The following is a 12,853-nucleotide window of genomic DNA, read 5'->3' as shown; positions in this document are numbered from 1 at the left end:
GGCTCTAAGCAACCCGACCCTACCGGAAATCACCGATGGCTATGAAATCCAGCTACACCACTCCATGGGACACGATCTGCTGTTGAATCGCCGGCCAAGCACCATTATGAGCCATATGATATAGCCGCGGGTACAACGAGATGAGTTCTTCTTCGGTCATTTCCATTCTCTCAGGTCGATTAGCCCAGCCACTCCGAAATCCTTCGAGATCAAGGACACAGACACGCCACAAACTCGCTCAACGTCTCTGACAAATTGTTGCGCTTTCTCAGATAGGTCATTGAAAGTTTTTGCCGATCGGTTTTCGACGCCAAGATAGTCAACGAAGGTTAGAGCGATGTCGGTTGCGCCATTGACGTAGACGGACATCCTGATCTTTTCCCAGTCGATTTCGGCGATTCTCCGGGTCTTGCCGGATACGCTACCTTTCTCCGTTTTGTCGATCTCGTTGAGCGGCACGCCTGAGATCTTGGCGATTTCGCTGAGTGTCATCTCCACACCCATCGGGCCGGAGGGACCGCCTACGCGAATAGGATAAGTGCGTGCAACGAGCACAGCTCTGCGCACCCTGTTGTACGGCACACCGGCGTCTGAAAGGCAGCCTGCGACTGATGTTTCTCTCGAAGTGACGTGTGGGTAGCTTCCATGATGAATACTTAACTCGGTGCCCTGGGTGCCCTCCAACATGATGCGTTGCCCGCCTGCAAGGGCACGTTCGATCTCGACTCGAACGCTTTTCAGGTAAGGTTTAAGCTCTTCGACATCGCGTGCGAGTCTGACCTGCGGGCCCCATTCAAGGGTGGCGCCGCGGCCGAGGACCTTCCGCGCAGTTGCAGAGCCGACGCCTTGCTTAGTCGAGGAGATCTTCTCAAGAAGCTTCTCTTCAATGTCAATGTCGCCCTGTTCGATGATCATCGCTTGAGGGTCGACGGAAAGCCATCCTTCTGGCTCTAACCAAGGATGGTCATTTAATTCTTTGAGAAGAGTTGGCAGCGAGATAGTTGAGCCTGCTGCGATAAATATTCGCGCATTTTTGTTCGAGCCGGTCCCTGACGGAAGTTGACGGTAAGTGTAGACAGGGTCCGCAACTTTGTGTCCGGCGTTCGGGTCCGCCAACACGCACGAGGACGTCGTATTCCGTTGCCAGCAATGCGCAAATATTTCCTTTGCCTTCGCTCCCCCACTGCCCGCCGACGAAGACATCAACATAGCCGGCATACTTTGAGCTCGCGCTTAAGCGGCCAGCGGTTGCATAAGTCACGCACGACGATGGATCAGACCTTCCGGTGTCGACGATCACATCAGCGATTGCCTGGAGAGTCTCAACCGAGGCCTCGGTTAGATCTTCGGACGCCTCAGCATACGTTTCGAATTCCCTGGTTTCTCGAGAACGCGAAAGGTAGCGCTTTTCGAGAACAGCGCGAGGAGCTGTGAGATGAAAATGATGGACGCGATCAGTTCCAAAGCGCTCTCTCAGGCCATCGACTTGCCCTGCGATACGGGCTGAGTCCACAAGCAGGTATTCTCGCGTTGTCATTCGAAGCGCGTCTTCGACGACATCGGCAACCCAGCGGCCATTTGTTTCAGCGTCCAGTTCCGCTCCGGCTTTCTGAAGTTCTGCACGATCATCCGCAACACCCTTAACCTTGAGAATATAATTTCGCGTGGAAACTTTGTCTGCGGGGTAGCGTTCCCTTAAAGCATCGGAGAAAGAAGTTTTTCCAACGGCAATTGGGCCTGAAAGAACTATTATCGTTTTCAACTCTTGCTCCTCGACTCAGAGTGAATGATTATCACCATAGGTAGCAGCGTTGATGTGATTCGCTCAAGGGGACATCATGAATTCAAACATCGCTATCAAAGTAAAATCCGGCCCCAGCATCATGCTCGCCAGCGGCAATTGGTTCGATCTATTAGATCCATGGGGCAGTGCGTTTACGATCTTCGATATCGCCCAAGGACTTTCAAATATTTGCCGCTATGCCGGTCAATGTAAGAAGTTCTACTCTGTTGCAGAGCATTCTCTTTACGTCTATGAAACAGCTGAAAATTACAAGCTTGAGGCACTTCTCCACGATGCAACTGAAGCATTTCTTGGAGACATAACGCGGCCGTTAAAGCAGTTGTTGCCTCAATACAAAGAAATCGAGTCGAACGTGGAGGCGGCCATCTTTGAGCGCTTTCATCTTGACTTAAATGCTAGGCCGGAGGTTAAGCAGGCCGACCTTCGAGTTCTGGCGGCGGAACAAGCTCAACTGATGCCTGAAGGGACTGATTATTGGACGGTGCCCTCAAGAATCAAGCCCGCAGCTATCGACGTTCAATTCCTGTCGCCGACGGATAGCTCTGAGAGATTTTTATCGAAATTTTTCGAGCTAACAGATGAATCAGGTGCGATCTAGGTTTCAGATCGCGAGTGTAGATCGGCGGATAGTCTCTTTCCACACAAGTGCTTGCGTGATAAAACCTCTGCTTTAATCTGCAAGAGCAGAGGAAACGTCACCGTCCATGCCATCCACTAACGCCCAGCGGCTTCGTGCGCTGAAGCTCCTAGAAGCCCGGGGTATGCTCCGGCTGAAGGAGTTCGTTGCCGAAGGCATCGGCCCGGAGACGCTTGCGCGCCTTGTCCGGGAGGAGGCGGTCATCCGCCCGGCACGGGGCCTCTATCAACTCCCCGACGCACACGTCGAGGCTGCTCATACGCTGGCGGAGGCGGCGGTTCTGGTTCCAAAGGGCGTAGTCTGCCTAACCTCAGCCCTCCAATACCACGAACTGACGCTGCAGATGCCGTCGGCTGTATGGATGGCGATCGACCGTGCCGCCTGGCGGCCCAAGATCGATTATCCGCCTATTCGGTTCGTGCGCTTCACTGGGTCGGCACTGACCGATGGGGTCGAGCGTCACCGCATCGAGAATGTCGACGTTCCCATCACGGATCCGGCGAGGACAATTGTCGATTGCTTTCGCTACCGGACGAAGATCGGCCTCGACGTCGCGATGGAGGGACTGCGCGAGGGTCTCCGCCGTCGCCGATGCAAACCGGATCAAATCTGGCGTTACGCGCGCAAGGCGCGGGTCTGGTCGATCATGCGTCCTTACGTCGAGGCAATGGTGTCTGATGCCGCGTGAGCCTCGCAACATCGGCGCATCAGTGCGAGCGCGGCTCCTCGATCGGGCACGTGCCGAGCGATCGGATTTCCAGATTCTCCTGACGCGATATGCGCTCGAGCGTCTGCTCTACCGGCTAAGCGCGTCGCCGCACCGCGACCGCTTCATCCTCAAAGGTGCGATGCTCTTCGTGACCTGGGTCGCCGATCCGTTTCGGCCCACGCGCGATCTGGATCTGCTTGGCCACGGCGAAAGCGACGCCGAGGCAATTGCCGAAACCTTCCGGGCCATTTGTGCGCAGCCGGTCGCCGATGACGGTGTGACGTTTGATGTCGCCGCGCTGATGGCGGCCCCGATCCGTGAGGAGGCGGAATATGGTGGTGTGCGGGTCCGCACAACGGCAACCATCGCCGGGGCGCGTATTCCGATCCAGGTCGACATTGGTTTCGGCGACGCCATTACACCTGCGGCCGTCGAGATCGACTATCCCACCCTGCTGGACACCCCAACGCCGCGCCTTCGCGCATATCCGGTCGAAACGGTGGTGGCCGAGAAATTCGAAGCGCTCGTAACGCTCGGCGTGGCCAATAGCCGGCTCAAGGATTTCTATGATCTCTGGGTGATCTCCCGAACATTCGAACTTCGCCAGGCTCCCCTTGTCGAGGCAATTCAGCGGACCTTCGAACGACGCGGAACGGTCCTCCCGTCTGTTGTTCCGGTCGGTCTGACCGATGAATTCGCGGAAGCATGGACCGCTCAATGGCGCGCCTTCCTGGACCGGGACCGGATGGCAGCCGCACCAGATGCTTTCGCCGCTACCGTCGCCGATCTTCGCCTCTTCTTGATGCCGCTGGTCGTCGGATTGAAGGAAGAACGAATTTGGCCGCCGAGCGGGCCGTGGTCGCCGGGGGAAGCAATCAATGAGGCGTAGCGGAACGAGAAAATTTCTCCGTCCCGCATGGCGCGACTGACGAAGAAAGGAGCCGCTGTCGCGGTTGGGGGGAAGTATGGATAAGAAGCACTTTTATCGCGTAGGCAGCCACTCTGGCGCCTGGGACGATCTACCCACTGACCCAGATGAACTGGATTCTCTGACCAATAGTGCGCGAAAGCACATCGAGCCGTGGCTCTCTGCTGTCTTCCAAGCAGAGCACCTCAACCTACTGCTTGGCAGTGGGTTCACCGCAGCGATTGGTTATCTCGCGGGCGTAGGGGCCACAGGCATGGCCAAGGTTACATTTGGCACGTCTTATGACGCCGCCATCGATGCGCACGCCCAGGCCGGAGCGACGGCCATGAAAAGAGGTGCGGCAAACATCGAAGATCAGTTTCGAAGTGCGCTTGCTCTGCTCGAGGGCCTGGGGGTCATAGACAAGGGAGCGGAAAAAACTCTCAAGGATGGGATTGATGCCCAGATGTCTGGCTTCCTCACTTCATTATTGAAGACGGAAAGCGGGATTGTTGCTGGAAAGGATCCGACATCGAAAGATGCTGCCCAGGGCGCTCTGCAATCATTCCTGCTGAGTTTTGCGAGCCGCGCTGCATCCCGTGAACGTTTGCACGTCTTCACAACCAACTACGACCGCCTGATCGAACATGGTTGCGACTTTGCGGGTCTTCGGATCATCGACAGATTCGTCGGCGCGCTGAATCCGGTCTTCCGCGCGTCGCGCGTTGAAGTTGATGTCCACTACAATCCACCCGGCATTCGGGGAGAACCGCGGTTCATGGAGGGCGTCATTCGCCTGACTAAGCTCCACGGCTCACTGGATTGGTTTTTTGATAAGGACGAGCGGCGAATCTATCGCAAGGGCATCCCATTCGGAGCGCCTGCGGATCATACCGACATTCCCAAAAAACCCGTCGACACGGTGATGATCTATCCCAATCCCGCGAAGGACGTCGAAACAACACAGTATCCCTATGCGGAGCTCTTTCGCGATTTTGCGGCAGCAGCTTGCCGACCTAACGCCGTTGTCGTGACCTATGGCTATGGTTTCGGCGACGATCACGTCAATCGAGTGCTGCTCGATATGCTCACGATCCCGTCGACCCATTTGGTGATCATGGCCTATTCGGCTGACGATCGCCTCAAAGCATTCGTTGAAAAGACGCGAGATGCGCAAGTCTCGTTGCTGATCGGCCCTCATTTCTCGGATCTTGCAACGTTGGTTGCAAGCTACCTGCCGAAACCGGCGCTCGACTACATATCGGGCCGAATGACAGAATTGTTGAAGCATCGTCCAGGCGATCCAAAACTCAGCGACCCGCCTGCCTCACCGCCTCCAGCGACTGCAACCGGGCCGGTATGAGGCGATCATGACAACTCCAATCGAACGACTGTCGGGCCTTGTTGTCGGTGTCGTCGAGTCGGTTGCGCCGGATGAAGTTCGGGTGCTCCTTGAACTGGACGCTCCGCACTCCACAGCATTGAATACCGGAGTGCCGGCGGGGTTTCCGCGCCTCAATGGGTATGTGATCATCCCAAATGAAGCCGGTGCGACAGTCGCCTACATAACCTGGATTGGGATCGAACGCTCTCCTTATCCAAAGCGCTCTGGCCTGAAAGACTTTGGCCTGATCGATCTTCCATTTCCACTACGGAAGATGTCGCTATCGCCAGTGGGTACATTGACATCTCGGCGCGACCGCGCCTCGGGAATGACCAGATACGAACTCTCTCGTGGCGTGGTCGCGTTTCCGTCAGTGGGGGACCAAGTCCTTATCCCGACACCCCCGCAGGTCGAAGCCATCGTGGGCGCGAGGGACGACGATAAGAGAGTCAGAATAGGCTCCTCTCCGATGGCATCGAACGCGGCCATCATGGTCGACCCTGACAAGCTTTTCGGCCGGCACCTGGCGGTATTGGGAAACACCGGCAGCGGTAAATCATGCACGGTAGCGGGCCTGATTCGATGGTCCATGGAGGCCGCCGAGAAGGCCATCAAGGATGCCGGCAAGACGGGGGTGCCCAACGCGCGGTTTATCATCCTCGATCCAAATGGCGAATACGCCAGGGCCTTCGCTGATCGCGGAGACGAGCTACGGTTGTTTCGCGTTCCACCCGTTGCAGATGGAGAGCGGCCGCTCGATGTCCCTGCGTGGCTCTGGAGTGGGCACGAGTGGACCGCGGTCGCTCACGCCCAACCAGGGGCGCAACGCCCGTTGCTTATGCAGGGGCTGCGGGAGCTGAAGGCCGGTCAAACGGAGGGAGTGCCCAGGGAGGCGATGATCCGCCGCTACCTTGGTTCCTATTCGATCCGGATATCGGCGATGTTGAACACCGGCACGCAGGCCTTCGCGGGGGCTCCGAGACCGAGATTCGAGTGCGCGCGGCTCCTTGAAACGATCGCGTCAGATTGTTCGCAGTTTGGCGGGGAGGCCCTCGCTACAGCTAGCGGCGCTCTTGCCGCGATTTCCACCACGATCACAGGGATTGTCGATAGCCGACGATCTGGAAATTTCTTCAACGATTTTGCGATTTCCGACCTGGAAACGATCCGCAGCGCACTGGATACATTGGCTCAGACGCTGCCGGATATCGGTCACGCAGCCCTCATCAGTGAGGACGCTCCACAGTTCTTTGACGTAAACATTCTCGCCGAACATCTTGATCGGGTGGCAACCGAGCAGGGAGGTAACCTCGCAGGGTTTATCTCGACGCTCGGACTTCGGATTCGCGGAATGCTCGCCGATCAGCGGCTCGGCGCCGTAATTGGTCGCGACCCGCCGACTTCCTTCGAAACCTGGCTGAAGGATTATGTCGGCGACGATGGCGCGAGTAACGGCCAGATCGCGGTCGTCGATCTGTCTCTCGTCCCATCCGAAATCGTCCACATCGTTGTGTCCGTTTTGGCGCGGCTGATCTTCGAATCGCTTCAGAGATACCGCCGCGGCCATCCGAAGGGCCAGACCTTGCCGACAGTCCTCATTCTTGAGGAAGCGCATACATTCGTTCGGCGCGGCAAGGACGATGACGGCCCTGCCTCATCTCCGACCCAGCTCTGCCGCGAAGTGTTCGAGCGTATAGCCCGCGAGGGGCGCAAATTCGGGCTTGGGCTCGTCCTTTCGTCGCAGCGACCATCAGAGCTTTCTCCAACGGTTCTCGCCCAATGCAACACGTTTCTGCTGCACCGTATCGTCAATGATGCGGACCAGAATCTCGTCGCACGCCTCGTCCCCGACAATGTCGGTGGACTCTTGCGTGAGCTGCCGAGTTTGCCTTCCAGGCAGGCCGTTCTCCTTGGTTGGGCAGCGCCGATCCCGGTTCTGGTGGAGGTGGACGAATTGCCTGACGCACAGAGGCCGCAGTCGGCAGATCCGGATTTCTGGAACGTTTGGACGCTGGCCGAAGAACGGAATGTCGATTGGGACTCAATTTCGAAAGCGTGGTCGGGCTCTGCTCCGGTGCAACTGCCGGAGGAAGAATGATCCGTATTCTGCACACGGCTGATTGGCATATCGGTCAAACTTTACGTGGGTTCTCGCGGGAGCACGAGCACCGTAAGGTGTTTGAGCGGCTTGAAGAGATCGTCGTGGAGCGAGATGTCGACGCCCTCGTTATCGCCGGTGACGTGTTTGACAGCCAAAATCCCTCCGGGGAAGGGCAACAGCTCTTCTACAATACGCTCGTGCGGCTGAGACGCGCACATCCGCGCATGGCTATGGTGATCGCTGCCGGCAACCATGATGCCGCTGGTCGGTTGGAAGCGCCGCGGCCTCTGTTGGAGGCATTCAACATCCGCGTCGTGGGCAATGTTCGGCGGCGTGAAGGGCGGGTCGAGGCCGTACGCCATCTCGTTCCTATCGCTGACGCAAGCGGTGCGGTAGCTGCTCACGTGCTCGCAGTCTCCTACCCAACCGCAGCGTGCCTTCCGAATTTGACACGGCTGGATGGTGAAGCAGGCTCGCCCGTCATCGCTGGCGTGCGAAGCCTCTATGCCGAATTGGTCGATACGTTGCGAAGACCGATGGATGGTCTACCGTTCGTCCTAACGGGACACCTCCATGTCGCGGGAGGTATCGAATCGGAAGGCGCAGAGCGGCGAATTCTGGTCGGTGGCCAGCATGCCGTGCCGCATGACGTGTTCCCGGCAGAAGCGAGCTACGTGGCGCTTGGCCACTTGCATAAGGCTCAGGCTATCGGTCGTGATACCGTCCGATATTCCGGTTCACTGATCCCCTTGTCCGCGACGGAGCTGCCATACGCGCATGGGGTCACTCTTGTGAGCCTCGACGGTACAACGGTTCTATCTGAACACATCTCGATTGATCGGCCAGTTCCCTTCATCCGCCTTCCTGAAACGGGCGATATGCGGTTAAGCGAATTTGGCGACCATCTGACAGCAATGGACCTCTCATCGGACCTACCGCTTCATGAACGGCCATTCGTCCAGGTCAGGCTTGCCCGCGAAGGGTTATCGCCCGGGTTCAGAGAGGAGGTCGACCGCATCGCAGAGAGCTTTCCAGTGCGCATCGTCGATACCCGTGTTGCGGCAATGCTCGGGGCGTTGAATGACGTGACCCTCGCCGATCCGATGATGCGGTTGGCGGAAAGAGATCCGGAGGATCTGTTCAAGCTCGCATTTGAACGCACCCTCGGCGTCGCCCCGGATTCTGCTCACCTCGATGTCTTCCATCGGGCACGGGCGGAGACATAGCCATGCGGATCTTGGCTATCCGCGGCGAGAATCTGGCAAGTCTTGGCGCTCCCTTCGAGATCGATCTTGCCGCAGAGCCGCTTGCAGGTTCCGGCCTCTTTGCCATCACTGGCGAGACCGGCGCTGGGAAATCGACCATCCTCGACGCGCTCTGCCTCGCGCTCTATGGCGAGTATCCGCGCGTCTCTGTTAGCCGTCGTGAAAATACCCCCGATCCCAGCGGAGAGGCGATTTCAATTCATGATGGCCGAGCGATCCTGCGTCGCGGGGCTGGGAGCGGATATGCCGAGGTGGATTTCGTCGGGCAGGATGGCGAACGCTACCGCGTTCGCTGGGAGGCCAATCGGGCGCGGGGGCGAGCAAATGGGCGGCTGCAGAATGAGCAGCGCTCGCTGTATCGACTTGACGACGGCAGTGCGGTCGCGACCGGCAAGACTCTGGTCCGCGAGGCGGTGGAGACGAGAACTGACCTCACATTCGATCAGTTCCGGCGAACGGTGCTCCTCGCGCAGGGCGAGTTCGACGCCTTCCTGCTCGCCGCCGAGAGCGAGCGCGCGGAATTGCTCGAGAAGATCACAGGCACCGAAATCTACGCAACGATCTCGGTCCGCGTTCATGATGGCACCGACGCACGACGAAGAATTGTCGAGCAATTGGAGCAGCGTCGGAACGACATTGGACTTCTTAATGACGAAGCCATGCAGGCGCTGCTGGAGGAGCAAAGCCAGCTTGCTTCGACCATTGCTCAAAAAGGAGCTGAGCGCGATCAACACAGCGAGCGGTTGGATCATTTCAGGCGCGTCGCTGCTGCTCGCGGCGATCTCGCACGGGCTGAGGCCCAGGCGGTCGCAGCGCGCGCCGCACGCGAAGCAGCCGCCAATGAGTATCAATCTCTTGCCGAGTTCGATCTCGTCGAGCCGCTGCGTCCGCTAGCGGCTGATGTACAAAATGCACGACGGACGGCGGCGGAGGCCAAGACCCGTCTCGACGGCTTGCTCATTGCGCGCGAGGAAGCGCGGACGCTGGATGCAGTGTCTACAACGCAACTGGCGGACGCTGTAACCGCCAACGTAGCGGCAGTAGACGTCCTCAAGAACTTCGGTCCCCTTTGGAGCGAAGCCGAGAGGCTCGACGCCGAGCTGACGACAGCTCGGACGGAGTTTAATGATGCGGTGGAAAAATCGCAGCAAGCGGAAGCTACACTGCGCGATAAGGCCGATGCGCTGGCCATAATTGATCAGGCTCTCGGTCAGACATCAGAATCGTACCGCACAACCGCGGCGCAATTAAGCAATCAATCGGATCGCGTTCTTCTTGCTGATCGTCTTGGCGATGCGATGGACTTGTTGGCGAAGCGGGGAGCGCTCCAGCAGGAACACGCTACAGCCACGGTGGCGGCCATTGGAGCGGAAGAAACAGCGACGCGATTGCAAAGTGAAATAACCACCCTGTTGGAAAAGCTCACCGAGGATCGTGAGCGAAAGAATGGCCTAAGTCGTGAAATCGCTGATCGTAGAGCCGGTCTTGCCGGCATCGACGAGGCGACGCTCCACGAACGAGACATCGATCTGCAGCGCGCGCTCGAGGCTCTGCGCGAGGCAAGTACCGTCTGCGACCGGCATACTCGAGCATCGGCAGATCTAACACGGCGAGAATCGGAACACATACTGGCGGCGCAAGAGGTAAGCACGGCGAAAAGCCAAATTGTTGAAGCCGAAGCGGACCAGCTCCGCGATCGGACCGCACGTGGGGAAATTGTTCCAATCGCAGAGCTCGCCGACGAGGCTGTCTCATCTGAGGCCATTCATCTGCGCAGCCTGCTGGCCCCAAATTTGGCCTGTCCGGTGTGCGGCAGCACCGACCATCCGCATCTTGCGCATCCCAGCGCGCTGAATGAAATTGCTGCTAGGCTTCGCCGCCGACGCGAAGAACTCGATGCCGCGTTGACCACGACGGGCCAGCGTTTGGACGCCGCAACGCGCGCGCTCTCCGCTGGAGAAGCTCGCCAGGCGGAGACAAACCGCGGAATCGATGTGGCGCGCGGACAAATTCTGGCTGCCAACAGCGCTTATGGCGAACAGTTGTCGTCCTTGAACGATCTCTGCACGAAGGCTGGGATCGAGGAGGGTGTACCTCCCGTTCTCGATGACCAGGCTGCGTCGAAACTGGCGGCCCATATCTCAGTCGCGATCGCAGAACGATCAGCCATTGCATCTCCACTCGCGAACGCGAGCCGTCTTCGGACTGAGATTGACGGTTTGCAACGGGAGCATGACGCGCTCGGCGAGGCGATCGAGACGACCGCGCGGTCCATCGACCAAAGACGTTCTGATTTCCACGCCAAGCAATTGAAGGCAACGGAGTACACGGTTCAGGCGGCGGGCCTTGCTGAGCGCCTCATTTCCATTCGCCGTGAAATCACGCCGTTTCTCGCTGCAGCAGGTCTGGCCATCGACGACCTCGATGTCGATCCCACCGGTGTCAGCCTTACGCTGTCAACAATCGCGACGGAGTATGCTTCCCTGCGCAAACAGGTTGGCCAACTTGAAATGACGCTCCAGCGTTTGGCGCCCGAGCGTGCGGCGGCGGGCGCGTCGCTTGAGCACGCGCAGGTGCAGGTTACGACGACGGCGCTTCTTCTTGATCAACGTCGCATGGCCGAGGGAGAGAAGGCGGACGCCAGAGCTAAACTTCTCGATGGCGAGGCGACAGCAAGCCACCGGACTCGGATCAATGAGGCTTGCCGAACCACCCGTGAGGCGCTAGCGCTCGCGCGCGAGACGAAATACGCCACCGATGCAGCGTTCCAGGCGGCCGGCGCTCGTTGCGACGAGGCCGCCGCTGGATTGGAAACCGCCAAAGGGCGCAGTGCTTTAGCCGAAGAGGCATTCAACGCTGCGTGCCTGGATATTCCTCGCTCTTCAGACCAGGTTGCCGCGCTGATCGCAGCCGACCCAGCTTTGAGCAGAGCGTTGCGGGTCCGTATTCAGGCGATCGACCGAGGCGTGAACGATGCCGGCACCGCAGTGCTTACGCGCCAGAATGACTTACAGCGGGCGTTGGAAGGTTTCGACGAGACCACTGATGGAGAGGCGTTGGTCGCAGTCGTCGTTGCGTTGGCAACAGAAATCGGAGACCTGCAACAACGGACAGGTGTGCTTGCTGCTACGCTCGCGCGGGACGACGAGGCACGCCGTGCCGCCGCAAACCTATCTGCGGAAATTGACGGCGCGGAAGCGGAACTCGCAATATGGCAGGCAGTTGACGATGCGGTCGGCTCGGCCAGCGGTGATCGTTTCCGCCGCTTTGTGCAGGGCATTACACTCGACCACATGGTGCAACTGGCGAATGATCACCTCCGTGCATTGACCCCCCGCTATAGGCTCGCGCGGGGGGCAGCGTCCGATCTCACGCTGCATATCATTGATCGCGACATGGGCGACGAGGTCCGTGGGACCCGAAGCCTGTCAGGCGGTGAACGTTTCCTGGTCTCCCTTGCGATGGCGCTGGCTCTGTCAGGTCTCGAAGGACGATCGTCCTTTGTCGACACGCTGTTTATCGATGAAGGCTTTGGATCGCTCGATGCGGAGACACTCGACTTGGCAGTAGATGCGCTGGAGACCCTTCAGGGTAGGGGTCAGAAGGTTGGTGTCATCACGCACGTCGCTGCCATGATCGAGCGGATCGCCGTGCAGGTTCGCGTCGAAAAACGTGGGGCTGGGCGATCGGAGATTAGTGTTTCAGACGGGTCGACGCCGACGTGGCCTAAGTAATACACTGACACTGTATTTTCAAACATATCAATAGCTTGCTAATTTGACCGGAGTGTTTGTGGTTCGATTCCTATCAAGGCGTTAGATAGAGCCGGTGGATGGGTAGGCGTCTGCAAGGCTGGGCATGCTCAGAAGACGCCGAACGAGGATACTACTGGACGGGGAGCCGGTTATCGCTTCCGGTCGCAAGATATCGTCGACCCACCAGTCGAGCAGTTTTGCCACCGGACTGACACCGACAATTGATGCGCGCCGCAGGTCGTAGCCGAAGCAGACACAGTAATGTTGCGGCACGAGTTCGGTCTGATTGAA

The 12,853-nt window shown here is 58.5% G+C and carries 8 protein-coding genes and 1 pseudogene; 7 read left to right on the top strand and 2 right to left on the bottom strand.

The features are described 5' to 3' along the window. Window positions 1-156: 156 nt before the first annotated feature. Together FFR93_RS37600 and FFR93_RS42110 are read right to left on the bottom strand one after the other, a co-directional pair. The gene (locus tag FFR93_RS37600; protein WP_281407922.1) at window positions 157-1,203 is read right to left on the bottom strand and encodes an adenylosuccinate synthetase; all 1,047 of its coding nucleotides are present in this window, start codon (window positions 1,201-1,203) and stop codon (window positions 157-159) included. 223 nt (window positions 1,204-1,426) lie between these two features. Beyond that, window positions 1,427-1,762, bottom strand: a pseudogene (locus FFR93_RS42110) (adenylosuccinate synthase); the annotation flags it as partial. Between the two features lie 76 nt (window positions 1,763-1,838). Between FFR93_RS42110 and FFR93_RS37595 the strand changes: the two are divergent. From FFR93_RS37595 to FFR93_RS37565, 7 genes are all read left to right on the top strand, one after another. Beyond that, window positions 1,839-2,402, top strand: a complete 564-nt coding sequence (locus tag FFR93_RS37595) for a hypothetical protein (RefSeq protein WP_138396892.1) — start codon at window positions 1,839-1,841, stop codon at window positions 2,400-2,402. Window positions 2,403-2,508: 106 nt separating this feature from the next. After that, window positions 2,509-3,129, top strand: coding sequence for a type IV toxin-antitoxin system AbiEi family antitoxin domain-containing protein (locus FFR93_RS37590; protein WP_138396891.1), 621 nt, complete (start codon window positions 2,509-2,511; stop codon window positions 3,127-3,129). Next, window positions 3,119-4,039, top strand: a complete 921-nt coding sequence (locus FFR93_RS37585) for a nucleotidyl transferase AbiEii/AbiGii toxin family protein (RefSeq protein WP_138396890.1) — start codon at window positions 3,119-3,121, stop codon at window positions 4,037-4,039. Before FFR93_RS37590 ends, FFR93_RS37585 begins: the two co-directional genes overlap by 11 nt. Window positions 4,040-4,115: 76 nt before the next feature. Further along, entirely contained in the window at window positions 4,116-5,420 is a 1,305-nt protein-coding gene (locus FFR93_RS37580) for an SIR2 family protein (protein ID WP_138396889.1), read from the top strand. Window positions 5,421-5,427: 7 nt separating this feature from the next. Then, window positions 5,428-7,539: a DUF87 domain-containing protein gene (locus FFR93_RS37575; RefSeq protein WP_138396888.1), complete on the top strand. Its 2,112-nt coding sequence runs from the start codon at window positions 5,428-5,430 to the stop codon at window positions 7,537-7,539. Next, window positions 7,536-8,768, top strand: coding sequence for an exonuclease SbcCD subunit D (locus FFR93_RS37570; protein ID WP_138396887.1), 1,233 nt, complete (start codon window positions 7,536-7,538; stop codon window positions 8,766-8,768). Before FFR93_RS37575 ends, FFR93_RS37570 begins: the two co-directional genes overlap by 4 nt. 2 nt (window positions 8,769-8,770) lie before the next feature. Then, window positions 8,771-12,541 (top strand): AAA family ATPase, encoded by a 3,771-nt coding sequence (locus tag FFR93_RS37565; protein WP_138396886.1) that lies wholly within the window; start codon window positions 8,771-8,773, stop codon window positions 12,539-12,541. The last annotated feature ends 312 nt before the right edge of the window (window positions 12,542-12,853 follow it).

This window comes from Rhizobium sp. MHM7A (genome assembly GCF_005862215.1).
GTDB classification, from domain to species: Bacteria; Pseudomonadota; Alphaproteobacteria; order Rhizobiales; family Rhizobiaceae; genus Rhizobium; species Rhizobium bangladeshense.
This window is presented reverse-complemented; position numbering and strand designations above follow the sequence as displayed.

What these genes read in the sequence shown, in the direction of transcription:
- FFR93_RS37600 (WP_281407922.1), bottom strand. Translation starts at nt 1,203, where the DNA reads ATGTCTTCGTCGGCGGGCAGTGGGGGAGCGAAGGCAAAGGAAATATTT.
- FFR93_RS37595 (WP_138396892.1), top strand. Translation starts at nt 1,839, where the DNA reads ATGAATTCAAACATCGCTATCAAAGTAAAATCCGGCCCCAGCATCATG.
- FFR93_RS37590 (WP_138396891.1), top strand. Translation starts at nt 2,509, where the DNA reads ATGCCATCCACTAACGCCCAGCGGCTTCGTGCGCTGAAGCTCCTAGAA.
- FFR93_RS37585 (WP_138396890.1), top strand. Translation starts at nt 3,119, where the DNA reads ATGCCGCGTGAGCCTCGCAACATCGGCGCATCAGTGCGAGCGCGGCTC.
- FFR93_RS37580 (WP_138396889.1), top strand. Translation starts at nt 4,116, where the DNA reads ATGGATAAGAAGCACTTTTATCGCGTAGGCAGCCACTCTGGCGCCTGG.
- FFR93_RS37575 (WP_138396888.1), top strand. Translation starts at nt 5,428, where the DNA reads ATGACAACTCCAATCGAACGACTGTCGGGCCTTGTTGTCGGTGTCGTC.
- FFR93_RS37570 (WP_138396887.1), top strand. Translation starts at nt 7,536, where the DNA reads ATGATCCGTATTCTGCACACGGCTGATTGGCATATCGGTCAAACTTTA.
- FFR93_RS37565 (WP_138396886.1), top strand. Translation starts at nt 8,771, where the DNA reads ATGCGGATCTTGGCTATCCGCGGCGAGAATCTGGCAAGTCTTGGCGCT.